Raw genomic sequence first — 25766 nt, 5'->3', positions numbered from 1 at the left:
TTACGCCCCCCCTGCTTTCAGGTTAGCCAAGAACGGTGCATAACCATTCGAACCCATCCAGAACTGAACAAGGTTAGTCACGCCGTTCGCTGTCAAAGTCGCACCTGCTAGGCCATCAACCTGATGCTTAGCATTAGGATTAGACGCATCAACAGTGCCTTTAACCAGACCTAATGCTGGCTCCATAGAACCATCAGCATAGACTGCTTTACCCGGCCATAGCGCCTTCCAGTTTGGATTATCCACTTCACCACCTAGACCAGGAGTCTCAGCGTGAGAGTAGAAACCAAAACCTACCACTGTATTCAAGTCACCTTCTAGCGCCAAGAATCCGTAAAGTGTAGACCACAGACCGTAGCCGTGTACTGGCAAGATCAACTTCTCAATCTGGCCATCTTTTTCTACTAGGTATACAGGCATAACCTTGGCCTGATACTTGATAGAAGCGATATCTACATCTTTAGTCAGCACTTTACCCAACTGAGGGTCTTTAGCTGCTTTCTTAGCGTCGTATTTAGCTGGAACATCTGTAGTGAACTTGCCAGTCTCTAGATCAACATATTTAGTTGTGATCTGAGCAAACAACTCATCTACTGATTTATTAGCATCAGAGATACCAGCTGCAGTAAGAATGTTGCTCTTACGGTCTTGATCCTTGTTTGCTACCTGCTTAGGTTTAAGCAGTACAGCAGCCGCAGATACGATTACCGAGCAGACAACACATAAAAGAACTGTAACGGTAATAGTCTTACCGATAGTGTCATTACTTGCTGACATTGCGCGCCAACCTCCGTTTGATGTTTGCCTGAACAACAAAGTTGTCGATCAACGGTGCGAACAAGTTCGCAAACAGGATCGCCAGCATCATACCCTCTGGGAATGCTGGGTTAACCACACGGATTAGTACAACCATTACACCAACCAAAGCACCGAAGTACCACTTACCTTTGTTTGTCATAGATGCAGACACAGGGTCTGTAGCCATGAAGAACATACCAAAGGCAAAGCCACCCAACACTAGATGCCAATAGAATGGCAAATCAAACATAGGGTTGGTTTCAGAACCGATTAGGTTGAATAAAGTTGATGTCGCTACCATGCCTAAGAAGACACCCGCAACGATGCGCCATGCAGCAACTTTTGCGATCAGCAGTACAAGACCACCTGCCGCGATCGCAAGCGTAGAGACTTCACCCACAGAACCCTGAATAGTACCGATGAATGCATCGAACCAAGTGATGTTTTGAGCAAGAATTGCATCAACACCACCTGATGCTGCAAGGCTAAGTGCAGTTGCACCAGAGAAGCCATCAACAGCAGTCCAGATTGCATCACCAGACATTTGTGCAGGGTAAGCAAAGAACAAGAATGCACGACCAGTTAGCGCAGGGTTAAGGAAGTTTTTACCGGTACCACCGAAAACTTCTTTACCAATTACAACACCAAAACTGATACCTAGAGCAACCTGCCATAGTGGAATGCTAGGAGGAAGAATCAAAGCAAACAGTACAGAAGTTACGAAGAAACCTTCGTTTACTTCATGTCCACGCTTCATTGCAAACAATACTTCCCAGAAACCACCTACAGCAAAAGTCACAAGGTAGATAGGTAGCCAGTAGGCAGCACCAAGAATGATGTTGTCCCACACACTATCTGGATTAAAGCTTGAGATAGTGCCTGCCAAAGCAGCTTGCCAAGATGAAGGTTCGGTCATACCCAATGCTTCCATTGCAGTATTTGCCTGCAAACCAACATTGTACATACCGAAGAAAATTGCTGGGAATGTACACATCCACACCAAAATCATCATACGCTTCAGATCGACTGCATCGCGTACGTGAGCTGCTGTTTTAGTAACGTAACCCGGCGTATAAAAAATAGTATCTGCTGCTTCATAAAGCGCGTACCAGTTTTCATACTTGCCGCCTTTGTGGAAATGCGGCTCCATTTTATCAAGAATATTTCTTAAGCTCATGATCAGGCCTCTTTCTCGATACGCGTCAAATTGTCGCGAAGGATTGGGCCGTACTCATATTTACCTGGGCAGGCAAATGTGCACAGCGCGAGGTCTTCTTCGTCCAGCTCCAGACAACCAAGCTCCATCGCATGAACGATGTCACCTGTTACTAGTGCACGCAGCAATTGCGTCGGAAGAATATCCATAGGCATAAGTTGTTCAAACTGACCAACCGGGACCATAGCTCGCTCAGATCCGTTCGTAGTCGTAGTGAAATCGAACTTCTTAGAGCTGTTTAAGAAAGATGCGAAGATATTAAGCACAGAGAATTTATTAGTACCAGGTACCACCCAGCCCATAAATTCACGCTTATCGCCTTCTTCTAGAATAGTGATCTGGTTTGCGTAGCGACCAAGGTAAGCCAAAGGCCCTTCGGTTGCAGTACGACCATTCCATACAGAACCACTAACAATTCGGTTGTGATCTTCTTTCTGTGCACCCGCTAGTAACTGTTCGAAGCTCGCACCCAAACGAGTTCGCAGTAAACCAGGCTTAGCTGCACGCGGACCAGCAACAGCAACAACACGATCAGTGAATAGTTTGCCTTCGGTAAATAATTTACCAACTGCAATCACATCCTGATAACCGATTGTCCAAACTGTTTTTTGCTGCGACACAGGATCAAGAAAATGAATATGAGTACCCGCATTACCTGCAGGGTGCCCACCCTCAAATTCCTCAACTGTTACACCGTCCGTAGATGGAATATCAGCACCCGGCGCTTTACATAGATAAACTGTCGTTTCCGACAACTTAGTCAGTATTTCAAGGCCTTGGGAAAATGCTTCTTTTTGCTCAGCGATAATAACAGCAGGATCACCTGCCAATGGATTAGTATCCATCGCTGTAACGAAAATAGAATTTGGAGAAGTACCTGGCTGTGGAACACGGCTAAATGGACGCGTACGAAGTGCAGTCCACAAACCAGAGTTCACTAGATTTTCTTGCACTTGTTCGCGCGTCAATCCAGATAGCTCATTGGCACTATATTTATTAAATTCAACCGCTTCTTCACCGTCTAATTCAATCACTACGGATTGAAGTACACGACGTTCACCACGATTAATTGCCTTAACTACACCAGCACCAGGTGCTGTGTAATTAACGCCTTCAGTTTTCTTATCGGAAAAGATCACCTGACCGAGTTTTACTCGATCACCCACCTTGACGGCCATGGTAGGTTTCATACCCACATAGTCAAAGCCGACAACGGCAACGGAGTCTACTGCTGGGCCATCTGTAATAGATTGCTCAGGAGCGCCCGTGATCGGTAGATCCAGACCTTTGTTGATCTTGATCATACGCCTCACCCAATTACGTTAAATTCTTTCAGGATTCCAAACTCGATTTTGATTCCGACACGGCCTGTCCCCGAACGTAGTCGATATCTTGTAGTTATTACGAAAATGGAATTACCCCACCCAAAAATCTGGCTAAGTATACCTGAGCGGCGTGTCATTTTTCTACAAAGACCCTGCAATATCAGCGCGTTCCAGCCGATTATCTTGCCTTTTAGCGGTGGAATTTGTAGTTATATACATATAACTAATAGAAATATCATACATAAGGCAAATAAAAAGCCACCTTATAGGTGGCTTTTTAATCAACTCGCTACACTTAAGCTTCTTTAGGGAAAGCTGGCAAAGTGCACTGAGCCATTTTCTGCATCATACGGATAACCTGGCAGCTGTAACCGAATTCGTTATCGTACCAAACGTAAAGTACGCAACGCTTACCACCAGCGATTGTAGCCAACGCATCAACAACACCTGCAGCACGAGAACCAACAAAGTCAGTCGAAACCGCTTCTGGAGAGTTGCTGTAGTCGATCTGCTTCTGCATAGAACCGTGTAGCGCAGCATCACGAAGATAAGCATTTAGCTCTTCTTTCTCAGTTTCGCTTTCTAGGTTCAGGTTAAGGATAGCCATAGAAACATTTGGCGTAGGAACACGGATAGCGTTACCAGTCAGCTTACCTTCCATTGCTGGAAGTGCTTTAGATACAGCTTTAGCAGCACCTGTTTCAGTGATAACCATATTCAGACCAGCAGCACGACCACGGCGATCACCTTTGTGGTAGTTGTCGATTAGGTTCTGGTCGTTAGTGTAAGCGTGAACAGTCTCAACGTGACCATTCTCGATACCGTACTTGTCGTATACCGCTTTTAGTACAGGCGTAATTGCGTTTGTAGTACAAGACGCAGCAGACAGAATAGTATCTTCCGGAGTGATATCACCGTCGTTAACACCCATTACGATGTTCTTAACACCTTTACCTGGCGCAGTAAGAACGGCACGAGAAGCGCCTTTAGATTGAAGGTGTAGAGATAGACCTTCTTTATCACGCCACTTACCCGTGTTATCAATAACCATTGCGTTATTGATGCCGTAAGCAGTGTAATCAATTTCGTCTGGAGAGTTAGCAAAGATCACCTGAATAACGTTACCGTTAGCAGTGATTGTGTTGTTCTCTTCATCAACTGTGATAGTGCCTTTAAAAGAACCGTGAACAGAGTCACGACGTAGCAAGCTAGCACGTTTTTCTAGATCGCGTGCAGCAGCACCTTTACGTACAACAATTGCACGTAAACGAAGCGCTTGACCACCACCAGTACGCTCGATAAGAAGACGAGCAAGTAGACGACCGATACGACCGAAACCGTAAAGAACTACATCAGTAGGTTCACGCTCTTCCGTGCCAATTGCATCAGCAAGCTCAGCTTTCAGGAATGTTTCTAGATCCTGGCCGTTACCTTCTGTGCGATATTTAACTGCTAGCTTACCTGCATCGATGTGCGCATTGCGTACATTCAGATTTTTAACAGCTTCCAGAATTGGAAAAGTATCTACTACTGTTAGTTCCTGCTCTTCAACCTGACGCACGAAACGGTGCGCTTTAAGGATATCGATAACAGAACGTTTGATGATCAGACGACCGAATACAGAAGATTCGATGTTCTGGTCACGGTATAGACCACCTACTAGTGGAACCATAGCTTCAGCTAAGGCTTCGCGTTCTTTCCAATCTGTAAAAACTTGATCTTGGCTCACATGAAACTCCAAAAAGTTTTGTCAACTCGTTGGTACCCTACTAACACAAGCAGATTACAAGCATTAGTCGGACCCTAAAAATTTGGTGCGCGCATTATCCTCTTTTCCACCCTTTTGAGCAAATGCAGCATGATAGACTTTGGAACCATATATTTTGTCCTACTGAATAAGACTTATATTTAGTCATTTACCCCAGCTCAAAACTACCAATTACAATTACAACGGTTAAACTACCCGCCTTACTATTGGTTAGCGCATATTAAAGGAGCAACTCTGTGCTGCAACTGAACTACTCTCTACCCACAGGCCCCGGCGATAAGAAGCAGATCGGGCAAGCCTATGGTGCAGGTACCGGCTTATTAATCACAGATGCAGCAAAGCAGTTTGATGGCTTCACTTTAGTCATAACCAACGACACGAATACAGCGAATCGCTTACACGATGAAGTAAGCTTCTTTTCCAGTGATGGAAATTCACTTGAAATTCTTTCATTCCCTGATTGGGAAACACTGCCTTACGATACTTTTTCTCCGCATCAGGACATCATTTCTGAACGTATCTCTACGCTAAACAGGCTACCCAATCTAAGTAAAGGCATATTGATCGTACCCTTAAGTACGTTAATGCATAGAACAGCACCCGCTGATTTTATAGCGGCTAATTGCTTTGATCTAAAAATAGAACAAACCATCAATCCAGAGCATCTTCGAAAACAACTAATAGATGCAGGCTATCATGCAGTAGACGCTGTTATGGAACATGGTGAATTTGCCTTCCGTGGGTCCATCATCGATCTGTTTCCAACGGGTAGCCCCTACCCTTATCGAATAGAACTATTTGATGATGAGATTGAAACACTTAGAACATTCGATCCCGAATCGCAGAGATCAATCGAGCAGATAGACGCGATCAATTTGTTACCAGCAAAAGAATTCCCTTTCGACACACGCGCAATTAGCGGTTTTAAATCTCGCTGGCGTGAGCGATTTGATGTGGATTACAGACAATGTCCCGTCTACACCAACATCTCTGATGGTATGACCTCACCGGGCATTGAGTATTATCTACCCCTATTCTTTGAAGACTGCAGTTCTCTTTTTGCCTCCTTACCTGAACAAACACAGATCATTGTTGATAGTGAGCTTGAAGCAACTGCAGAACTATTCGCACAAGAAGTTAATGAGCGTTATGAACAGCGCCGCCATGACATTACCAACCCAGTACTGTCACCTAACGAACTGTTCATCTCCACAAACGAACTGTTCTCTGCATTAAAACAATATGGGCGCATTAGCTTATCTAGCGACCCTATTGAAGAGAAGCCTGGCCGCAGTAATCTGCCTTGCACTGAACCGCCTTCGCTACCGGTAAACTCCCAGCTCAAAGAGCCGCTAACGGCATTACAAGGCTTTTTAGCAGAGCGCGATGGTGCTGTTTTATTTTGCGCCGAATCAGCTGGTCGCCGGGAAGCACTATTAGAATTACTCGCGCGTATTAATGTAAAGCCTAACCAAGTTAATAACTGGCAAGCATTCTGTGAGTCTGATTATGATCTAGCGATTACGGAATACCCACTGGAGCAAGGCCTATCCATCTCGGGTCAATTGCATTTAATAACTGAAACCCAACTGTTTGGTCACCAGGTATTCCAACGCCGTAGACGCAGCAAAGAGCAGGAACAGAATGACCAGGTCATTCGCAATCTATCAGAGCTGAATCCAGGCTCGCCTGTTGTTCATTTAGATCACGGTGTAGGTCGCTATCTGGGTTTACAGACGATCGAGCTCGAAGGCCAAACTAACGAATTCTTAACTCTTCAATATGCGGATGAGGCCAAACTTTACGTTCCAGTATCTGCGCTTCATCTGATCAGTCGTTACACCGGCGCAGGTGATGACCACGCACCACTGCATCGACTTGGCACCGAGCAATGGTCCAAAGCCAAACGTAAAGCAGCCGAAAAAGCGCGTGATGCAGCAGCCGAACTGCTCGATATCTATGCTCGACGGGCTTCACGTATTGGATTCCAGTTTAGTGATCCTGATGAGCAGTACTTACAATTCTCCGCGACCTTCCCATTTGAAGAAACACCGGATCAAGCCGCCGCTATTGGCAACGTTATTCGAGATATGACTGCGGTTCAGCCTATGGACCGTTTGGTATGTGGTGATGTAGGTTTTGGTAAGACCGAAGTTGCTATGCGCGCTGCATTCATGGCAGTACAGAGCGGCAAACAAGTGGTTATTCTTGTACCTACTACACTACTTGCACAGCAACACTACCAGAACTTCCAAGACCGTTTTGCAGATTGGCCGGTTAATATCGAGCTTATCTCGCGCTTCCGAACAGGAAAGCAGCAAAACATCATCCTAGATAAGCTAGAGGCCGGTAGCGTTGATATCGTTGTTGGTACTCATAAACTACTATCAGGCGACATCAATTTTAAAGATCTGGGCCTAGTAATTATTGATGAAGAACACCGCTTTGGTGTTCAGCAAAAAGAGCGCTTAAAATCGCTTCGCTCTGAAGTTGATATTCTAACACTTACTGCAACACCGATTCCTCGTACACTAAATATGGCGATGTCTGGCATTCGTGATTTGTCGATCATCGCGACACCACCAGCGAAAAGACTTTCCGTTAAAACCTTTGTTCGTTATAGCGACACCACTCTTGTTAAAGAAGCTATTCTGCGTGAGCTACTTCGTGGCGGTCAGGTTTATTACCTACACAACGAAGTTAAGAGCATTGAAAAAACAGCAGAAGAGTTACAAGAACTGGTTCCAGAAGCGCGTATCGGTATTGGTCACGGCCAAATGCGAGAGCGTGAACTCGAACAGGTCATGTCCGATTTCTACCATAAGCGCTATAACATCCTGCTTTGTACGACCATTATCGAAACCGGTATTGATGTGCCTAACGCCAACACCATCATTATCGATCGCGCCGATAAATTTGGCCTAGCCCAGCTTCATCAGCTGCGTGGCCGTGTAGGACGCTCACACCACCAAGCTTATGCTTATCTTTTGACACCGCATAAGAAAGCGATGACTAAAGATGCGATTAAACGCCTCGAAGCAATTGAATCCGCAGACGACCTTGGTGCTGGCTTTACCCTAGCTACGCACGATCTCGAAATTCGAGGCGCGGGTGAGTTACTGGGTGAAGAACAAAGCGGCCAGATGCAAACGGTTGGCTTCTCGTTATTTATGGAGATGCTAGAACAAGCCGTTGAATCCATTAAAGAAGGCAAAACACCAAATATGGATCAGCCTATCAAGCAAGGTGTCGATGTTAACTTGCATCTATCTGCTTTGATCCCAGATGAATACCTACCGGATGTACATAGCCGATTAATTTTGTACAAGCGTATCGCAAATGCCAATTCAGCCACCGAGCTAAAAGAGCTTCAAATCGAGATGATTGATCGCTTTGGCCTTCTACCTGATCAGGTTAAGAACCTCTTCAGACTAACTGAGTTAAAACTGCGCGCTGAAGCCATGAATATTGTTAAAATTGATGCTGGCAGCGAGGTTGGTAGAATTGAATTTGCTACTGATGCGAAAGTAGATCCGTTAACTTTAGTAAAAATGGTTCAAAATCAGCCACAAAAATATAAACTTGAGGGCGCAGACAAACTGCGATTTAGTTTAGATATGGAGAAAACCGAAGAACGCTTTAAAGCGGTAGAACGCCTTATGAGTGATCTGGCAGTTAAAACATCATGAAGATAATGCTAAAAGCTATATTCCTACCCTTAATACTTATTTTCAGCAGCAGCACATTTGCTAACAGCTGGTATAAAGTTGAGGTTATTATTTTTGCCAATAATGATCCGATGGCAATCCATGAGGAATTCTGGCCAGAGATCAACGAAATTCCATTTCGTGATCGTGCCGTAGCACTAAAAGGCAAACCTGGGGCCGGTGAAAACCCAACAGCATACCAGAGTCTATCATCCAGTCGTCATAGCCTAAAAAGCGTCAAAAACCGTCTAAATAATAGCGGCGACTATCGTGTTCTTTTCCATGAAGCCTGGATGCAACCTGTATCACGCACGCAGAACCCTCGCCCTATCAAAATAAGTGCCGGTCGTGTTTTAGATAACGGCATGCAAGAGCTTGAAGGTCACATTGCTGTTGGTCGAGGTCGCTACTTACATTTCCGCCCTGACCTATACATCAGCCAGCTAGTCGCGCCTAGTAACAATGCACCTACCGTGACTACAGAAGAAACTCAGACCGAAGCCATGCTTACAATGCAGGGCGAAAGCGAAACACCATCTGAATCTGAAGTAGCACAATCTACGCAAGTAAAAGTAGAGACCGCTTCTGCCTTTCCTATGATTCCAGAGGTTTTGACTGCACACCAGAATCAAGCAAGACGAATGAAATCTAAAGAGTTACATTACATCGACCACCCTCTAATGGGCATCTTGGTCGAGATCAAACCGCTTTAATTTACCATTCACGCATAAAAAAACCGGCTCAAAAGCCGGTTTTTTTTCGATAAGAAAATATCAATTCCCTTCTGATTCTTTAACTAACTCCGGTAACTCACCGCTTAGATGAACAGTCGTAGTTGGGAAAGCAAATTCAGCGCCCTTCTCTTCAACAATCTGCATAATCTGCATCATGACATCCTGCTTAATCTCATGGAATCGAATCCAATCAGTTGTCTTGGTGAAGGTATAAATAAAAAAATCTAGCGAAGAAGGACCAAATCGATCTAAGTTAACAATCAATGTTTGCTGCTGGTCGATTTCAGGATGCATGCGCAGCATCGCTTTAACCGCTTTGATCACTTCAAGTACCTGAGCAGAATCATCGTAGCGAACGCCAATATATTCATATATACGACGGTTAGTCATACGCGATGGATTTTCCACCGAGATATTAGTAAACGTAGAGTTAGGCACGTATAACGGACGCTTATCAAATGTACGAATTCGAGTCTGACGCCAACCTATATCTTCTACTGTGCCTTCGATCTGCTGATCAGGAGATCGAATCCAGTCACCCACTTTAAACGGGCGGTCTAGATAGATCATCAAACCACCAAAGAAGTTAGCAAGAAGATCCTTCGCAGCAAAACCAACGGCTATACCACCAATACCACCAAACGCCAGAATACCTGAGATACTGTAACCATAGCTCTGCATAATAATCAGAACGATAATAATGGAGACAATCAAACGTAGAAGCCTACCCAAGGCTCCAACCGTAGTTGGATCCATAGGCTTCTTCATGCGATCTGGCATTACCAGAACCTGCTCTAAACGCTTCAGGAAGCGCAAGCATGACCACGCTAAGAGAATCACAGGCACAAGTTTAGGTAACGGGTTATCTTCACCCAGGACTTCAATAGCAAAGTTCTGTTCAAAAAGCTGAATTAACCAATAACCTGCCGCCAACCAAATTAAAAAGAGTGCCGGCCGACTAAATGAATTCAGAAAAACATCGTCCCAAAGGATTTTAGTTTTTTCCGCTTGCTTCATTAGCTGGCTGATTGTTGAACGCGCAACAAGATCAGCAACAACGGCAATCACGCAAACCGCGATGGATAAGATTATCCACGCAGAATCACTATAGTCAGGAAAATGTTCAGTTAATACCTGATTCATCATATCGATCATAACACTACATCCAGCAAATCATTTGCAAGTACGCGAGCAGCATCCAAACGCTCCCCATCCCTATTCCATGCTTTCCCCCTAAGAGAAGAAATCTCTTGAAGAGGCTTAAAATCCGATGCTTCTAGGTACCTAAGAATATCCAATGTACCTTGGCGCTCATTACAACAAAGTAACGCCTGACAACCAGAAGCTATTGCCTTATCAGCACGCTCCGCATAGCTACCTGCGCTATGAGCTGCTTTCATACTCAGATCGTCACTAAAGACAATCCCACTGAAGCCCATTTTCATTCTCAAGGTCTCGTCCAACCAGAAAGAGGAAAAACCTGCGGGAGAAGAATCACACTCAGGATAAAGCACATGAGCAAACATCATCGCTTCGAGTTTGTTATCAACTGCCTGCCTAAACGGCACCATATCGGTCTTCCATAACTCGTCAAAAGATCGACCGTCTATAGCATCAGCATGATGGGTATCTGCATCAGCCCAACCATGACCAGGAAAATGCTTACCCGTGGCTGACATACCTGCTGAGCGCATACCTTCTATATACGCAGTAGAGATCTCAGTGACTGTTTCATAGTCTTCACCAAACGCACGGTTACCGATCACTGTATTACGTCCATAATCAACATCCAGCACCGGCGCGAAACTCAAATCAACATCAAGCTCGCGTAATTCTGCAGCCATTAGATAGCCAAGTTCTTTTGCAGCAACAATGCCTTCAGAAGATTCTGAGAATTGCTTCGAAATAGCTTTTACCGGAGGCAGCACTGTAACCCCCTGCTTCAAACGCTGAACTCGACCACCTTCTTGGTCGATACTAATCACAAGCTCTTCACGAATCGACCGCATAGAAGCCACAAGCTCAGTAACTTGCTCTGCGTTTTCCGTATTACGTGCAAATAAAATAACGCCACCGATGAAAGGATGTTTTAGAAGATCCTTCTCCTCAGCGGTTAATTCTGTACCTTCAAGGTCAAGAAACAGGGTAACTTCAGACATAAAGATTATTCTTCAATTAAAACAGATGTACCGGCTGACACTTTCGAGAACAGCTCAATCAAATCGCTGTTTCGCATACGAATACAACCATGAGATTTAGCCACTCCCATGGGTTCCGTATCAGGTGTACCGTGGATATAGACATAGCGTTGCATGGTATCAACTTGGCCTAAGCGGTTATGACCGATTTCTAAGCCAGATAACCACATGATTCGCGTTAGTATCCAATCGCGATTAGGGAAAGCCTCAGCAAGTGCTTCCGAATAGATTTCACCAGTTTGGCGTCGACCAATAAAAACAGCGTTTTCTGGAGCGTCTGAGCCAATCATAGCGCGAATGTAGTGACGGCCTCTTGGCGTACAGCCACTATTCTTTTGTTCGCCCGGCCCATTGAGCGCGGTGGAAATAGAATAGCTCTGCAGCAGCCTTTTGCCGCTCGACAGTTCCAATGTTTGACGAGCGATAGATACTCTAATGCAGAGCATAGGATTACAAACGGCAGAAATACGTTTTATCGGCGCGCGCCTGAAGGCCAGCAGACAAAACAGGAATCATACGATGCAAGATCTGCTCTACTTCTGCACTACCTTGAAACTCACGTTTCTCAATCGCATTGAGCGTATGGAAGTTAGACAAAGTAAAAGTAATAGAACCAAGAAGGAAATGAAGTCTCCAGAAGAACTCGTCATCTTCCATCGGTGCAGAATCTTGTCGTAAGAGTTTAATGAAAGGCTGAACTTTCTCACTATAACGTTCGATCAAGAAATCGCGTAGCTCTTCCTGATTCTTCATATACGACAGCTCTAGCAGCCGCATAAATACAGATAAGGCATTGACGTTATCGCGATTCACCAAAAGCAAAGCTCGCATTAACATCTCTAAAAGCTCTTCAAGCGTAGGCTGTTGACCATCCGTATTAGCCAGACGCTGGTCTAATAGCATGCCGAGTTCATCACACAACGGCTCTAGAAACTTTTCAGCAACAGCTTGAATAAGGCCTTTCTTGGAACCGAAATGGTAGTTGATAGCAGCTAGGTTAACGTCTGCTCGACTAGTAATCTGACGAACAGTCGTTTCAGCAAATCCCTGTTCAGCAAACAAAGTTTCTGCAGCCTGCACAATACTTGCAGATGTTCCCTTATGATGCATCAGTACTCCAAACCAGCGTTTCAAACAAATGATGAATGAATTATAACGATAATCACCTGTATTAAATCAAGTCATTATTGCGTGTAAATCTTTGTTTACTACCAATTTATGAAACAAGTTTACGTATTAAACGGATTGGTAATTCCGGAAGGAAGAATAACAAGGTGAAATGAATAGGAAATGAAAGGATAAAAACCAAGGAGGCATCCGGCTAAAGGCACCTCCCCGATAACTTGAATTAGCGATTAATGATATTTTGACGCGTTAAGCGACTCCACCATTTAGTTAAGACCTTATCGCCAGAATCCGCAGCCATATCAGAGATCTTATCTTGTAGGGTTTTCTTCTGTTCGTAACGAACTTCAAAAATATCACTCTCATCTGCAGAATCCATCAAGTACTGATCAGACGTCATCAACTCATCAACCAAGTTGACATCAAGCGCCTGCTTACCAAACCAGATCTCACCAGTAGCCACCTTGTCGATATCAACAACTTCGCGGTATTCGTGAACAAAGCTCTTAAACAGCTCATGCGTTTCTTCTAGCTCTTCCTTAAACTTCTCACGACCTTTATCAGTATTTTCACCAAATACAGTTAAAGTACGTTTGTATTCACCCGCTGTAAGCACTTCGAAATCAATATCGTTTTTCTTAAGTAGTTTATGGAAGTTAGGCAACTGAGCGATGACACCAATAGAACCAACAATGGCAAATGGCGCTGCAATCAACTTATCAGCTAAACACGCCATCATGTAGCCACCGCTGGCTGCCACTCTATCTACGCAAATAGTTAGCGGAATCTCTTTACGCTTGATACGCTCAATTTGAGACGATGCAAGACCATACTCATGCACCATGCCGCCAGGGCTTTCTAAACGAATAACCACTTCATCCTGCGGTTCAGCCATCATCAATACTGCGGACACCTCCTGACGGAAAGGCTCAACTTCACTGGCTTTCACATCGCCATCAAAATCCAATACGTAGATACGTTTACGACGCGGCCCATCTTCTTTAGGTGGATTTTTCTTACGCGCTTTTTTCTCTTCTTTTTCTTTTTTCTTCTCTTCTTTTTGCATCGCTTTTAGCGTTTCTTTATCCAGAATCGCATCCTCAAGCGCTTCTTTCATATCTAAAAGCTCATCATTAAAATGAGTCACTTCAATCTCACCTTGATGACCATCTTTACGAGAACGAGAAGAAACAACAGCAATACCTGCAACAACCGCAATAATGGCAATAACAATGGTTACTGATTTAGCCAAAAACAGGCCGTATTCACTGAAAAACTCAACCACAGAGAAAACTCCGAAATAAACTATAAGTAGAAGGAACGCTAATGTATCATAAATCCCCCTTTTACCCACCCGTTTGAGATAACGCAGTAATGAGCCAAGAGATATCTGTAAGCAAAGTTGTTGAAAAATTACCGAGTCGATTTGTTTCTCAAAATGCTGCGGATCTTGAGGCCGTATTTCAATTCGAACTAGAAGACGATCAAAACTTCTATATCGAAATCAAAGCTAACCAATGCAACGTTTTAACCGGTGATCATGATGACCCTAATGTCACACTGATCATGGAAGCAGAAACAATGGTGAGTGTAATCAACGGTGAAAAAGATGGTATGAGCGCCTTCCTTTCAGGTCAGTTAAGAGCAGAAGGCAACATCATGTTAGCGACTAAACTGGGCAAGTTATTTAGCCGAGAAAAACAAACAAATTAATAAGTTATACATTCTTTATAAATTCATCTATCAACTGCCTCGAAATAGTAAATTTGGGTGGAATGGTAGGCAGATCATCAACGCTAAACCAATCTGCACTTAGGATCTCTTCGCCGTCAGGTGTAATCTCACCCTCACTGTATTCAGCCATAAAACCAAGCATAAATGAGTGCGGAAAAGGCCATGATTGGCTACAAACATATTCAATGTTTTTCACCTTAACACCCACCTCTTCCATCACCTCTCGCTCTACTGCGTGCTCTGCAGATTCTCCCGCTTCGATAAAGCCTGCTAAGGTGCTGTAGCGCCCAGATTTAAACTTGCTGGAATGCGCCAAAAGGCATTTATCATCCTTGCGTACCAACACAATAATACAAGGCGACAAGCGTGGATATTGATGATGACCGCAGGACGGACAAACCTTGGCAAGGTCCGCCTCATCCATAATCAGTTTAGTTGCGCAGCGTGGACAAAACTTAAACGAGGCATGCCAAGTTACCACTTGAGCTGCAGCAGATAAAACAGAGAACTCATCTTCGTTCGCTGTCTGAGACAAAGCCGAACGCAAATCCAGCGCCCCTAATAATAAGCACTTACCCTTATCTTTTAAAACAGCAATTCGGTAAGACTTATTAGAGATCTCAGGTAGATCAAAACGGACCTCTACATCAAGCGATTCCAGCTCTGCTTCGGTGAAAAGAAATCTCTCATTTTGATCACAAAGAAGAGACTCCCCCGCTGATAAAAAGTAGCTATTTTCCTGTAACCCCAAGACTTACCTCCACTTTTTTGACTATACAAACCTATTAATGTACGCGCTTACAACTATATAAGAACAACTATAAAGACATTAAGTATTGATTTTTGCAACCCCATTCACAAATCACTAGCCATTTCATTAAAAGGTACGCCCATCAATAATCCTAGCCTTTAGATTTAGATGATCAGCTGTTAGTCTATGCGCGCCCAAATAAAATAAGGGTATTCACCTATACCGGCAATAGCTGTTCTGAATATAGGAAACATAATAATGACCAACACGTTATCACAAGCATTTGCGAGAAATTTTCTAGGTAACTCCCCCGTATGGTACAAGCTAGCGATTATCGGGTTTCTGATACTTAACCCAATCCTGCTATTGACCTTAGGCCCTGTAGTTACAGGTTGGATCTTAATCTTTGAATTTATATTTACTTTGGCACTGGCATTAAAATGCTATCCGCTTCAACCTGGCGGTTTACTCGCCATAGAAGCCATAATTATAGGCCTTGCAAGCCCCGACTCCGTTGCTCATGAAATAGAAGCTAACCTCGAAGTCATCCTTTTACTGATGTTCATGGTGGCCGGAATCTACTTTATGAAGGACATGCTGCTCTGGGTGTTCACTAAAATACTCATTAAGGTTAGATCCAAAACGCTGCTCGCTCTACTCTTCTCTTTCTTCTCTGCATTCTTATCTGCGTTCCTAGACGCCCTGACTGTTACAGCGGTATTGATCAGTGTAGGTGTAGGTTTTTATGCGGTGTATCATAAAGTTGCTTCAGGTAAGGCTTATCACAATCCCGACCATGACCACGCAGATGACGAAGCCGTTCATGCAAACCATCAAGCGGATTTAGAAGAATTTCGCGCCTTCTTACGTAGCCTGCTTATGCATGGTTCTGTCGGTACAGCACTTGGTGGAGTATGTACGCTGGTTGGTGAGCCACAAAACCTGTTAATAGCTGAGAAAGCCGGTTGGAGCTTTCTAGAATTTTTTTTACTCATGGCCCCTATCACCCTGCCAGTTTTAGTTGCTGGCCTAGCAACCTGTGCCTTATTAGAGAAAACAAAAATCTGTGGCTACGGAGCGCGCTTACCAAAAAATGTTCGGGATATTCTTTTAGACTTTGCCGCCGAGCAGAATGGCAAGCGTACCTTGCGTGATAAAGCCGCACTCTGTACCCAAGCACTTGTTGCCGCCTTCTTAGTGTGTGCACTGGCTTTTCATGTTGCTGAAGTGGGTTTGATTGGCCTTGCGATCATCATTCTTCTGACTGCCTTTAACGGCATTGTTGAAGAACACCAGATAGGCAAAGCATTTGAAGAAGCACTGCCATTCACCGCTTTATTGGTTGTGTTCTTTTCAATTGTTTCGGTGATCCATGAAAACCAACTATTTCAGCCAATCATTAATGCGGTTTTGGCATTACCAGTAGAACAGCAACCTGGGGTATTTTTTATCGCTAACGGTGTGCTTTCAGCTATTAGTGATAACGTGTTTGTCGCAACGGTTTATATCAATGAAGTTGTTGCAGCTTTAAATAGCGGCTCGATTACACGCGAACATTTCAATTCGCTAGCCATTGCAATCAACACAGGTACCAATATCCCAAGTGTTGCTACCCCCAATGGACAAGCTGCATTCTTATTCCTACTAACATCGGCTTTAGCACCACTGATCCGCCTCTCATACGGTAAAATGGTGGTTATGGCCCTGCCTTACACAATCGTGATGAGCGCTGTGGCTTACACCTCCTTAGAGATGTACTTATAGCCAATCATCTAAAAGAAAAGGCCAGCATCCTCATGCAGGCCTTTCTGTTTTTATGAGAAACGAATGCGTATTTACACTTTGAATTTAGATACCATCGCCTGCAGTTGTTTTGATATGTCGCTTACTTGATCATTGGCATCGGCAGACTGTTTCGCACCAGCCGCTGTTTGCTCGAAGCCAGCACTAATGCTTTCTAAATCTCTTGCAATATCATCAGCAACCGCTGATTGCTGCTCGACTGCACCAGCTACTTGAATATTCATCTCACTAATCGAATTAATCGCATTATGGATACGCTCTAATGCCTGCGCTGTTTCTTCCGACTGCGCCACAGTTTGCTGTGATTGCGAGTAACTGGTTTCAATCGCTTTTACAGTATCTGCTGTACCTGATTGTAACCGCTGGATGATCTCTTGAATCTCAGTAGTAGATGATTGCGTTCTTTGCGCTAAGGTTCTGACTTCATCTGCTACGACGGCAAAGCCTCGACCCTGCTCACCCGCTCGAGCCGCCTCAATAGCAGCGTTCAACGCCAGTAAGTTTGTTTGCTCTGATATATTCTGAATGACCCCAATCACCACTTCGATATCTGAACTACTTTGCTCTAAGGTTTTAATGAATTCCACGGTTGTTTCAAGGTTACTCGCAAGATCACCTATCTCTTCCAGCGTTTTACTGATGGTCTGCTTACCTCTTTCTACCTCAGATAAACCCTCATTAGATTGGGTAGCCGAGTCTGTCGCATGCCGTACCACCTCTTGGATACTCATCGCCATCTCATTTACAGCGGCAGCAATAGATGAAGTCTTAGTTTGTTGTTGGTCGATAATATGAGAGGTTTGTTCTGATATTTGACTGGCGGAATCTGCATTAACTGAAAGGTCCTTACTGGTACTAATGATATTACCAATAAGTGATTTCAGCATTTGAGACATTTCACTTACAGATCGGTATATCCCTGTATCGCTACTCGATACCAGGAGATTCTGTGAAAGATCACCCGCTGAAATATTTTGAGTGATAGCAGCTATCTCTGCCGGCTCGCCACCAATTGGCTTACGAATTATCTTAGCGATTACATAAGACAATACCACGCCGACAATCACTGAAAAGATCGATAGCACTACAATCATTAATACCGTATTTTCAGCAAGCGCCTGTATCTCTGGACCTAGAGCATCTTGGTCTTTCTTAACCGATAATTTTACGTTTTCTAAGTCTTTCGCGATAATTGGACCAATTTTATTTAAGGTCCCATTGATTAAGCCATTTCGCTCTTCAATGATCTCAACGACCTTTGCAAAAGTAGATATATACTGCTCGTGCTGCTCTTTAAATATTCGCAGGGACTCTCTACGATTTGGGTTTTGTAGATTTACATCTAAATCCTCAACAAAAGGTGCGATTTTCTCCTGAAGCTCCTGTTTTGCTCTCGCTTCGTCTTCTGAAGAATTTGTAATTAGATACTTAGCCACATACAAACGACCTAACAACAGGTGCTCTTGAACCTGAGCACCATAATAAGCAGCTGTAGCATCACTATCAGCATAAGCAGATGTGATAATACTCGACATCTGTTGTCGCATAGCCAAACCAGAGGGATCTAGCTGATTTTTAACCAACTTATTTCGCGCTCTAAAGAGCTCAACTACTTTGGTAAAGCCATCTTTGTATGTTTTTAGATTTTGTGCAGATTTAGCAACTAACTCAGCTCGTTCAGGCTTTTGAATCTCAACCTTTGCTTCACCCATAAAGCTTTCAACTTTCGCTAAACGCTCATCATATTGCTTAATCGATTCTTCACTACGCTCATTCAGGAATTTTAGGACGCCTAGGCGAACCATGAGCATATTGGCCTGCAAACGACCTGCTAAATTTGTATCTCTGGCAAGACCGCGATACTCGACTACACCGTTATAAACACTACTCACGCCGACCCAAGACGCGATCGAGATGACTGCTAGAAGTATGATAATCGATGAAAAGCCCGCACTAATCTGAGCGGTTAGTTTAAGTTTCTGAAACATATTACAACTCGCTTCATGAGACTCTTCCCTAAGACTCGTGCTGATTTGTTTAAGGTTTAAACATCAGTGTAGTTCAGAAAATCTTAATGCAAGGGTGATTTTTAAGAGGAGGCTTATATGAAAAGTGTCACGAACCGTATTTAAAAAGAACCAATACAGCCAAAACGAGAGCACTAAAACCAATTATCGAAATCAAAGGTTTTCGCCTGATATATATAACAGGCAATTATTAATACTTACCAATAATCTGGATTATTAAAAGCTTTAACACAGCCTAATTTCCCTTTTGAAGGTTGGATATCTTGATTATTCAGCATTTGCGCAAGCCACCCTATTGGCTGACTCAACGGATAAGGCGGCTCGATTAATTCAGTGCTAACTTGCTTAAATCCAGTTTTTGAATAGAAAGCCGGATCACCATAAGTAACCACCAGCACTACACCTAGATTTTTTAATTGTTCTAATCCGAATCCAATCAGCTTTTGGCCAATACCCTTTCCTTGGTAATCACTATCAATAGCCACAGGTGACAACATAAATCCTAGCGTTGGAGCTGGTATCGTAAGACGGCTGAAGAATATAGCGCCAACTAAATGATCACTCTCAAGGGCACAAAACCCAAGCAGATCGTTTTGTCGAGTTTCGTCTACCAACTTGGTTACCAATTGCTTTAGTAACCGTCCTTCCTCCTCACCAGCAGACGCTGTAAAAACTTCTTCGAACAGATCTACAACTTGATGAGCATTACTGTGATTAATTATTGAGAATTCGATAGTCATCTAACACACCCATTTTTTAGCCCGCTATGCCAATCAAATTCGCAAACACAATTAAGCTAATAATAGTCAAAACACCAACGGCTATTGCATATTCAGGTTTAGAATTGAGTTTCGGATATCTACCGATGGTTATAAATTTCAAAACACACCAGCCAATTGACCAACAAACGATGTAAAAACAAAACTCCACTACAACCCAAATCAGAATACGAACAATACCACCCAATATTAAAACCAAGGCCTCTTCCATGATCACACAAGCTCCCTACTATCATTATTAAGCTTAATGTAATCACATGTAGCTAGATTAAAAACCTCAATGTTTTCATCTAAGACTCACAGGTTTATCGAACTTATAATAACGAGACTAAGCCGATAAATAGCTACAATCGACCTGCTTGAAAAGCTTGCCGTATACAATACTTCGCAACAATTTTATGAAATGGTTTGATCAAAGCCATATAGATCTTGCCTGACTTAGTCTTTAAGTTGACCAAGGTTGATACTGCAAACGCTTCATCCGAAGTTTTCATAACGGACAACCACATATCCATATTAGGCTCATAGGCACCGCAAACAACCTCAGTATCTGTGACGAGTTCTATATTCAGAAAGCCCGCTTTTCGGCCCTCCTCAATCTCATCCAAACTCAGCGACATTTCAGTAGAACTCGCCGAGAAACCGAACACTTTCACAACAGCGTTTCTAAGCTTGAGTGCTAACTGAATACTCTTAGGCAGATAGCCAAAAATTCGATGGTAAACATCCTTAGCATTCAAATCGGCATGGCGAACAGTAACTTGAAATGAGTCTCGGTAATAGCTTTCGCTCTCCTTACCGTTGATTGTCGTTGTTGATGGGAATTCGATTTCTGAAATCATCTTATTACCTTTATGGGCAACCATCTGTCATCTGTTCTGTTGAATTTAATTCAGCAATTTTCTTAATAGCTAAATTATGATGCGCATACCTTGTGGAGTAACTTTTAATCAATTTCCTACTAAGAAAAAACGTACAGAGCCCGTAGAAGGTTTCTTCCTGTAGCAAAGCACAACTACCCTCGCCATCAGGAAAAATGGTAAATACTCTATGTCCACTTAATAGAAACCTAGAAAATGGCAATGATCCAACCCACTCCAATCGCTCATTTTCGATACTGCGATAATCCCTTAATCAGATCCTCACTTTAAAGCCCGACATCTCGGTCTTTAAACATTTAGGAATACCATCCTGTATGTCGACTTGAACATCGGACTTATGCCATTCATTCCAGACCGAAAAATCCGATATAACTTTCCAGACATCACTAGCTTAAGCATTAATTTTGGTCTGAACACTTACATCCACAGTCATGAGGTTATTCCTAGATTTAATACTTAAAGACTCAGCAACGCTTACTTCGTTGCGATATCAATATCCATGCTTAAACCAACTCGATATCTAAACAGCCTAAGAGCCTAATTGCTTCAAAGCGATCAAACTTCGCCTTTTTTAGGTTGTTACTAAATATATCGATATCGAAGTCAGTTGCATTGGTGAAATCGACCTTAGACAGTGTGGTTTTCTCAAACATAGAACTTGAAAAATCAGTGCCTGTGAAATTAGAACTCGTGAAGTCAGCGTCTCTGAAATCTACGCGATGCGCAATACAGCTCTGAAGCACAAGATCGGGTAACGACAAGCCATGAAAAGAACTGTCATTAAGAATGGAATCATAAAACTTGATAGGAGAATTAAATAAAAGTCTCGGCCAGACGCCCTTGGCCCAATCAATACCAATCACTTTAGATCCCCGAAATACAACATCAGAGAATTTACTGTACTCGATATTAACTACGCTCAAATTACACTTGGTGAATTCGCATTCAACAAAGCTACACCGATTGAATGTGGCTTCAGAAAAATTGCAGCCTATAAATTTACAAGCTTCAAACTGCTTTGAAGATATCTCTACCCCAGAAAGATCTTCACTTTCAAATGTTTCGGAACAGTATTCGTTTTTATCCCAAATACTCACTATATATCCTCATCGCTACAGGGATTACCACTTCATTTGGCAGGTACAATACCACATCTAAATCACGCGTTTGGGCTAGTGCTCCATTAGCCACCGACCATTCACTAATCGAAGCTCAAGCCCGATCTTTGTCCCTTCAACCGCAACACCTGCACGCTTACCATTCTCGGAGTATTTAACACTTAATTTAATCTCTTCTGGAATCTGCACCCTACGTCTGACTTTCTCCAATTTCTCTGCTGAAAAAAATCGTAGATCTTCTTCAATTACGATTGTTTGTATGGACTCAAAGTCACCGGTTTGAAGTAACACCAGAAAGCTCATAGCCACTTTCTCAGGCTTACTGAAATCAACATCCTGCGCTTGCGCTGTAACCGAACTAAATGAAAATAAAATTGAAAATATAAAGGAAACTACTTTTACCACTGAAACTACTCCTAGAGCCCTATGCTAATACTTGGAAATTTTATGTGTTTTCCAGATCCTGCTCTTTGTATAGTCGAATGACCTCTTTCGCAAATCTCTGCTGCTGCGAGGAAAGCTTAGGTAGGATACTGAATTCACCTTCAAAGTAATCAACTGCCATACTAGGCACTTCATATTCGGTGTTTCTGGCTCGATCAGAGGCCAGATAAGTAAGAAAAGATAAGGCGTAATACTTCGCAGATGATTCATTCATCCACATAAGCGGGCACATATACCTAATATCGTAATGCTCAGGATCGACTTCGCTCCAAGCCTTACCTGGGAAGTAGGACTCCACATCTCCCAATTCCATATCAGCCTCCGAAGCAGAACTAATATCCGCGATAAAACCTTTAGGTTTAGGGATTGATTTCCATTCATTGATTAGTGATGTGATATCCATATATCTTGTTTACTCATATCTCAAAGCTAAGATGTGGAACCCGTTATTCGTACGGAGTCATACTAGAAAGGCTTGTTATAGTTTTGGGCGGTATGATGTAAAAAATGTATCGCCTTCCGTTCGAATTAATAACTGAGCTTCTTCTGGTTTCTGCCATTCCACTTTGTGGAACTGTTCAATGAATTCCTCCACATTGAGATAATCAACCGCCACCATAAATACATCACAACTCATTCTTTTATTACCTCCCGCATGAACCTCTACATCCGAAAAGCGTGTTCCTTGATAATTTCGATATAGATAGTCACTCAGGATATCGACACTTCCAGTATCACTGCGCATCCAAGCCCCATCTTGAATTGCAGTTGTCAAAATCACATTAGTTATACAAGTCATAGAGACTCCAAGAAAAAATGATGGATAGCATGAGAGATGAGTAACGCTTGTGGCACGGGCAGACGCGCAGCGGCTGTCCTAGCCAGCTTTGCTGGCGGATGTGGCCACCCTTGTTAGGTGTTTTTATTAAGTTGAAGTAATACGTCATTTGCTTCCTTTCTCAGTTCAAGATCATCGATGATCTCTGCCAAATCGTAGACTTCGCCAGCTAATTGAGAGCCTAATTCAACGTGCCCCGCTTCTATGTAATTCTCTGCCATAGATAGCTTTATTGAAGCGCTATAATTTGAAAGCCCTAAGTTTTCCGCACTTCTTAGTGCCTTTTTATAGAGATTTAGAGCGATATCGGAATCGGTAGTAAAGTCAGCTAAAGTTTCCCATAGAAATGGATGTCCATTCCCTGCGCTTTCTGATTTCTCACATAATTCTTTCAGTAGGCTATATGAACTCCAAATACTTCTTTGATCATTAGATTCAGATGCATTCACAATATCTAAAGCTATCTGATGTACTTGATCATAAAAAGGCGGCTTCATATTCATGATACCTAACGCCGCCATAAAGGGCGGAGCGCTGGCAACGTCCAGCCCAAAGGGCGATTTTTGATGTTCTTGTTATGTGTTGCCATCACTACGCTTCCTTGTGATGAGAATACTTAAAAGGCAGGTAAATAAAACTAGACCGAAATTCACTAATAGCTCTTTACCTCGCACATTCACAAAGATAGCTGGCACAGATAAATAGTAGCGAACATAGTCACTGCCCTTTTGTATTTCATATTCTCCGCAGTCCCTTTCTGAATAGTCTCTTACGCCATCTTTGACTGGAACATGTATATCTAGGACGTATAAATCACGCACTATCGTTCCGGCAAAAGCTAGTACGACAGATAGAAAAGTAATTTTAAAGAAGCTGACCATATTTTTTACACATAACGCCTAAAGCAATTGCGCGCATAGCGCGCCGAAATGACTTTTCTTGTTAGGTGCAAACTCAATCGCTAGTAAGTTCAACATTGCTCGCCCCATGCTCTGATTTAAGTTTTTCATTAAGGCCAAGATAAAACTCCCGATAAAGGAGTGGCTCACCAAATGCTGTTTGGTCACTTACTCTAACGGAATACCCACCTCTCCCATCTGTTGTTATCTCGACGATTCCTCCGCGACCACAGTCAAACGCTGGATCACCATTAGGCAGAAAAAAACTTTCGCATTCATACCCATTGGCATCAGCAAAGTCGATTATAAGACTCTCCAAGTCGACTACATTTGTGACGCCTGGTGATATAGCTATATATCGATGAAATACAGCATCACAACCTGACAGAAAGAATAGAGTTACTAGAACAATTAAGAAATGTCTCATTTCAGACACCTAACGCCTAAAGCAGCCGCGCCGCAGGCGTCGGATGGCTTTTCTTGTTAGGTGTGAAGCTAAATAATATTTTCATTGTAAAGCTCTCTTAAGTGGCCAAGGTCGATGTTCTTTGTATTAAGAACGTAAAGACCATTTGCATGAGATGTTTGAGCAGAAGAATGAAGGTACTGAAAAATTGACCAATCCATAGCTCTAACCTCTTTCCCTAAATCACAACACTGATCAAAAACTTGGTCATGATGCTTCGTAAGTTCAGGTATTGTAGCTCCACCACTTTCATGAAATTTAACTTCAGATATGTCAATTTCACTAGGCCACAGCGAGATGACTGTACTAAACGCTTTCTCAAAATCCATTTGACACCTAACGCCTCAATAAATGGCGCGCAGAGCGCGTCAAAGCGAAGCGGTTTAATTGATTTGTTATATGTTTTTCAGCTGATTAAATCTTAACCCCAAAAACACACCAACAAATGCTGACAAACTGTAATAGCTTAAACGTTCTAAATTCGCAGTCACTTGCTCAAAGGTAGGCAGTCTTGAAAATTGAATATCTGGGAATGTAGCTAAAGCAACCAACGGAATAGCTACAACCACTCCACACACGAACCGAACTTTCAATGACGTTGAATGTTTGTTTATAAACCCCATTGCAAAAAAGCATGCTAAGACTAAGCCTATGTATTTTATGCCCCTGACAAGCTCCAATCGACTTCTTACTTCCTCTAAACCAAGGCTTGGATTTGGCATCATATTTAAAACGACAAGGTTGATAACAAAAAAAATACCTAAAGCGGAAAACAATGAAGCTAAAAACGATTGATAATTCATAAAGTGATTACCGACATATAACGCCTAAAGCAGCCGCGCAGTATGCGTCGGATGCCTTTTCTTGTTATGTGTTTGGTAGTAGCCATATGTATAGCGGCAACGTTAGCCATAAGCTCCCAAACACTCCATGTTTAATTAACAGACCTTTATTTCCATGCTGTGACCCCAAATAAATAGCTGCCACTAATACCAGTACTGCAACAAAAACCGCCCAAAACATACTAATAAAAATTGAAGTCCAAATAATACATACACTAATTAAACTGCCTTGAACCACAGTCCTAATGGCTTCTTTTGGGTTCTCTTGATTCTTAGTCGTCAACCAAACCATACCAATATAAAGACCTATGCA

The 25766-nt window shown here is 42.9% G+C and carries 27 protein-coding genes; 4 read left to right on the top strand and 23 right to left on the bottom strand.

Translation table 11 applies throughout. The features are described 5' to 3' along the window. The 4 genes from ACMXYV_RS08430 to ACMXYV_RS08415 form a co-directional block, all read right to left on the bottom strand. Positions 1 to 777: a Na(+)-translocating NADH-quinone reductase subunit C gene (locus tag ACMXYV_RS08430; protein WP_415891328.1), complete on the bottom strand. Its 777-nt coding sequence runs from the start codon at positions 775 to 777 to the stop codon at positions 1 to 3. Beyond that, on the bottom strand, positions 764 to 1975 hold the full coding sequence (locus tag ACMXYV_RS08425) for an NADH:ubiquinone reductase (Na(+)-transporting) subunit B (protein ID WP_415891327.1): 1212 nt from the start codon (positions 1973 to 1975) through the stop codon (positions 764 to 766). The genes ACMXYV_RS08430 and ACMXYV_RS08425 overlap by 14 nt, the downstream gene beginning before the upstream one ends. Positions 1976 to 1977: 2 nt before the next feature. Beyond that, on the bottom strand, positions 1978 to 3318 hold the full coding sequence (locus ACMXYV_RS08420) for a Na(+)-translocating NADH-quinone reductase subunit A (protein ID WP_415891326.1): 1341 nt from the start codon (positions 3316 to 3318) through the stop codon (positions 1978 to 1980). 316 nt (positions 3319 to 3634) lie between these two features. Continuing rightward, positions 3635 to 5068, bottom strand: coding sequence for a glyceraldehyde-3-phosphate dehydrogenase (locus tag ACMXYV_RS08415; RefSeq protein ID WP_415891325.1), 1434 nt, complete (start codon positions 5066 to 5068; stop codon positions 3635 to 3637). 275 nt (positions 5069 to 5343) lie between these two features. On the opposite strand from ACMXYV_RS08415, the gene mfd reads away from it, so the two are divergent. Continuing rightward, the gene (mfd, locus tag ACMXYV_RS08410) at positions 5344 to 8796 is read left to right on the top strand and encodes a transcription-repair coupling factor (protein WP_415891324.1); all 3453 of its coding nucleotides are present in this window, start codon (positions 5344 to 5346) and stop codon (positions 8794 to 8796) included. Then, entirely contained in the window at positions 8793 to 9527 is a 735-nt protein-coding gene (locus ACMXYV_RS08405) for a CsiV family protein (protein ID WP_415891323.1), read from the top strand. The genes mfd and ACMXYV_RS08405 overlap by 4 nt, the downstream gene beginning before the upstream one ends. Positions 9528 to 9587: 60 nt before the next feature. Here the strand turns inward: ACMXYV_RS08405 and ACMXYV_RS08400 are convergent, their stop codons facing one another. From ACMXYV_RS08400 to sohB, 5 genes are all read right to left on the bottom strand, one after another. Further along, positions 9588 to 10703 carry a mechanosensitive ion channel family protein gene (locus ACMXYV_RS08400; RefSeq protein WP_415891322.1) on the bottom strand — a complete coding sequence of 372 codons (1116 nt, stop codon included), beginning with the start codon at positions 10701 to 10703 and terminating at the stop codon, positions 9588 to 9590. Beyond that, on the bottom strand, positions 10700 to 11707 hold the full coding sequence (gene nagZ, locus ACMXYV_RS08395; protein ID WP_415891321.1) for a beta-N-acetylhexosaminidase: 1008 nt from the start codon (positions 11705 to 11707) through the stop codon (positions 10700 to 10702). Before nagZ ends, ACMXYV_RS08400 begins: the two co-directional genes overlap by 4 nt. Before the next feature lie 5 nt (positions 11708 to 11712). Next, positions 11713 to 12192: a L,D-transpeptidase family protein gene (locus tag ACMXYV_RS08390; RefSeq protein WP_415891320.1), complete on the bottom strand. Its 480-nt coding sequence runs from the start codon at positions 12190 to 12192 to the stop codon at positions 11713 to 11715. 4 nt (positions 12193 to 12196) lie between these two features. Next, positions 12197 to 12856 carry a TetR/AcrR family transcriptional regulator gene (locus ACMXYV_RS08385; protein ID WP_415891319.1) on the bottom strand — a complete coding sequence of 220 codons (660 nt, stop codon included), beginning with the start codon at positions 12854 to 12856 and terminating at the stop codon, positions 12197 to 12199. Between the two features lie 238 nt (positions 12857 to 13094). Beyond that, positions 13095 to 14156: a protease SohB gene (gene sohB, locus ACMXYV_RS08380; protein ID WP_415891318.1), complete on the bottom strand. Its 1062-nt coding sequence runs from the start codon at positions 14154 to 14156 to the stop codon at positions 13095 to 13097. A gap of 89 nt (positions 14157 to 14245) precedes the next feature. On the opposite strand from sohB, the gene ACMXYV_RS08375 reads away from it, so the two are divergent. Continuing rightward, positions 14246 to 14584 carry an SCP2 sterol-binding domain-containing protein gene (locus ACMXYV_RS08375; RefSeq protein ID WP_415891317.1) on the top strand — a complete coding sequence of 113 codons (339 nt, stop codon included), beginning with the start codon at positions 14246 to 14248 and terminating at the stop codon, positions 14582 to 14584. 4 nt (positions 14585 to 14588) lie between these two features. Here the strand turns inward: ACMXYV_RS08375 and nudC are convergent, their stop codons facing one another. Continuing rightward, the gene (gene nudC / locus ACMXYV_RS08370) at positions 14589 to 15356 is read right to left on the bottom strand and encodes an NAD(+) diphosphatase (RefSeq protein ID WP_415891316.1); all 768 of its coding nucleotides are present in this window, start codon (positions 15354 to 15356) and stop codon (positions 14589 to 14591) included. Positions 15357 to 15614: 258 nt separating this feature from the next. On the opposite strand from nudC, the gene nhaB reads away from it, so the two are divergent. Then, positions 15615 to 17120, top strand: a complete 1506-nt coding sequence (nhaB, locus tag ACMXYV_RS08365) for a sodium/proton antiporter NhaB (RefSeq protein WP_415891315.1) — start codon at positions 15615 to 15617, stop codon at positions 17118 to 17120. 71 nt (positions 17121 to 17191) lie between these two features. Here the strand turns inward: nhaB and ACMXYV_RS08360 are convergent, their stop codons facing one another. The 13 genes from ACMXYV_RS08360 to ACMXYV_RS08300 all read right to left on the bottom strand — a co-directional run bounded on the left by ACMXYV_RS08360 (position 17192) and on the right by ACMXYV_RS08300 (position 25414). After that, positions 17192 to 19147 (bottom strand): methyl-accepting chemotaxis protein, encoded by a 1956-nt coding sequence (locus ACMXYV_RS08360; protein ID WP_415891314.1) that lies wholly within the window; start codon positions 19145 to 19147, stop codon positions 17192 to 17194. A 236-nt stretch (positions 19148 to 19383) separates the two neighbouring features. Further along, positions 19384 to 19926 (bottom strand): GNAT family N-acetyltransferase, encoded by a 543-nt coding sequence (locus ACMXYV_RS08355; RefSeq protein WP_415891313.1) that lies wholly within the window; start codon positions 19924 to 19926, stop codon positions 19384 to 19386. A 16-nt stretch (positions 19927 to 19942) separates the two neighbouring features. After that, positions 19943 to 20182, bottom strand: a complete 240-nt coding sequence (locus tag ACMXYV_RS08350; RefSeq protein WP_415891312.1) for a hypothetical protein — start codon at positions 20180 to 20182, stop codon at positions 19943 to 19945. 127 nt (positions 20183 to 20309) lie between these two features. Beyond that, a complete protein-coding gene (locus ACMXYV_RS08345; RefSeq protein ID WP_415891311.1) occupies positions 20310 to 20807 on the bottom strand; it encodes a DUF2867 domain-containing protein in 498 nt (165 codons plus the stop codon). A 542-nt stretch (positions 20808 to 21349) separates the two neighbouring features. Continuing rightward, positions 21350 to 21943: a pentapeptide repeat-containing protein gene (locus tag ACMXYV_RS08340; protein ID WP_415891310.1), complete on the bottom strand. Its 594-nt coding sequence runs from the start codon at positions 21941 to 21943 to the stop codon at positions 21350 to 21352. Between the two features lie 75 nt (positions 21944 to 22018). After that, a complete protein-coding gene (locus ACMXYV_RS08335) occupies positions 22019 to 22369 on the bottom strand; it encodes a hypothetical protein (protein WP_415891309.1) in 351 nt (116 codons plus the stop codon). A 40-nt stretch (positions 22370 to 22409) separates the two neighbouring features. Beyond that, complete coding sequence (locus ACMXYV_RS08330; protein WP_415891308.1) at positions 22410 to 22811, bottom strand: hypothetical protein; 402 nt, start codon at positions 22809 to 22811, stop codon at positions 22410 to 22412. A 75-nt stretch (positions 22812 to 22886) separates the two neighbouring features. Then, complete coding sequence (locus ACMXYV_RS08325) at positions 22887 to 23207, bottom strand: hypothetical protein (protein ID WP_415891307.1); 321 nt, start codon at positions 23205 to 23207, stop codon at positions 22887 to 22889. Between the two features lie 113 nt (positions 23208 to 23320). Continuing rightward, complete coding sequence (locus tag ACMXYV_RS08320; RefSeq protein ID WP_415891306.1) at positions 23321 to 23743, bottom strand: hypothetical protein; 423 nt, start codon at positions 23741 to 23743, stop codon at positions 23321 to 23323. Between the two features lie 78 nt (positions 23744 to 23821). Further along, positions 23822 to 24067 carry a hypothetical protein gene (locus ACMXYV_RS08315; RefSeq protein ID WP_415891305.1) on the bottom strand — a complete coding sequence of 82 codons (246 nt, stop codon included), beginning with the start codon at positions 24065 to 24067 and terminating at the stop codon, positions 23822 to 23824. A 133-nt stretch (positions 24068 to 24200) separates the two neighbouring features. Further along, positions 24201 to 24572 (bottom strand): hypothetical protein, encoded by a 372-nt coding sequence (locus tag ACMXYV_RS08310; protein ID WP_415891304.1) that lies wholly within the window; start codon positions 24570 to 24572, stop codon positions 24201 to 24203. A gap of 68 nt (positions 24573 to 24640) precedes the next feature. After that, positions 24641 to 24940 (bottom strand): hypothetical protein, encoded by a 300-nt coding sequence (locus ACMXYV_RS08305; RefSeq protein ID WP_415891303.1) that lies wholly within the window; start codon positions 24938 to 24940, stop codon positions 24641 to 24643. A 66-nt stretch (positions 24941 to 25006) separates the two neighbouring features. After that, entirely contained in the window at positions 25007 to 25414 is a 408-nt protein-coding gene (locus ACMXYV_RS08300) for a hypothetical protein (protein WP_415891302.1), read from the bottom strand. Positions 25415 to 25766 lie beyond the last annotated feature (352 nt).

The organism is Neptuniibacter sp. SY11_33 (assembly GCF_047778025.1).
Taxonomy (GTDB): domain Bacteria; phylum Pseudomonadota; class Gammaproteobacteria; order Pseudomonadales; family Balneatricaceae; genus Neptuniibacter.
This window is presented reverse-complemented; position numbering and strand designations above follow the sequence as displayed.

Coding starts and splice junctions, on each gene's coding strand:
- ACMXYV_RS08430 (WP_415891328.1), bottom strand. CDS start 777: ATGTCAGCAAGTAATGACACTATCGGTAAGACTATTACCGTTACAGTT.
- ACMXYV_RS08305 (WP_415891303.1), bottom strand. CDS start 24,940: ATGGATTTTGAGAAAGCGTTTAGTACAGTCATCTCGCTGTGGCCTAGT.
- nagZ (WP_415891321.1), bottom strand. CDS start 11,707: ATGTCTGAAGTTACCCTGTTTCTTGACCTTGAAGGTACAGAATTAACC.
- ACMXYV_RS08330 (WP_415891308.1), bottom strand. CDS start 22,811: ATGGATATCACATCACTAATCAATGAATGGAAATCAATCCCTAAACCT.
- ACMXYV_RS08400 (WP_415891322.1), bottom strand. CDS start 10,703: ATGATCGATATGATGAATCAGGTATTAACTGAACATTTTCCTGACTAT.
- ACMXYV_RS08325 (WP_415891307.1), bottom strand. CDS start 23,207: ATGACTTGTATAACTAATGTGATTTTGACAACTGCAATTCAAGATGGG.
- ACMXYV_RS08355 (WP_415891313.1), bottom strand. CDS start 19,926: ATGACTATCGAATTCTCAATAATTAATCACAGTAATGCTCATCAAGTT.
- ACMXYV_RS08360 (WP_415891314.1), bottom strand. CDS start 19,147: ATGTTTCAGAAACTTAAACTAACCGCTCAGATTAGTGCGGGCTTTTCA.
- ACMXYV_RS08390 (WP_415891320.1), bottom strand. CDS start 12,192: ATGCTCTGCATTAGAGTATCTATCGCTCGTCAAACATTGGAACTGTCG.
- ACMXYV_RS08300 (WP_415891302.1), bottom strand. CDS start 25,414: ATGAATTATCAATCGTTTTTAGCTTCATTGTTTTCCGCTTTAGGTATT.
- ACMXYV_RS08420 (WP_415891326.1), bottom strand. CDS start 3,318: ATGATCAAGATCAACAAAGGTCTGGATCTACCGATCACGGGCGCTCCT.
- ACMXYV_RS08375 (WP_415891317.1), top strand. CDS start 14,246: ATGAGCCAAGAGATATCTGTAAGCAAAGTTGTTGAAAAATTACCGAGT.
- ACMXYV_RS08345 (WP_415891311.1), bottom strand. CDS start 20,807: ATGATTTCAGAAATCGAATTCCCATCAACAACGACAATCAACGGTAAG.
- ACMXYV_RS08320 (WP_415891306.1), bottom strand. CDS start 23,743: ATGAAGCCGCCTTTTTATGATCAAGTACATCAGATAGCTTTAGATATT.
- ACMXYV_RS08425 (WP_415891327.1), bottom strand. CDS start 1,975: ATGAGCTTAAGAAATATTCTTGATAAAATGGAGCCGCATTTCCACAAA.
- ACMXYV_RS08385 (WP_415891319.1), bottom strand. CDS start 12,856: ATGCATCATAAGGGAACATCTGCAAGTATTGTGCAGGCTGCAGAAACT.
- ACMXYV_RS08310 (WP_415891304.1), bottom strand. CDS start 24,572: ATGAGACATTTCTTAATTGTTCTAGTAACTCTATTCTTTCTGTCAGGT.
- ACMXYV_RS08405 (WP_415891323.1), top strand. CDS start 8,793: ATGAAGATAATGCTAAAAGCTATATTCCTACCCTTAATACTTATTTTC.
- nhaB (WP_415891315.1), top strand. CDS start 15,615: ATGACCAACACGTTATCACAAGCATTTGCGAGAAATTTTCTAGGTAAC.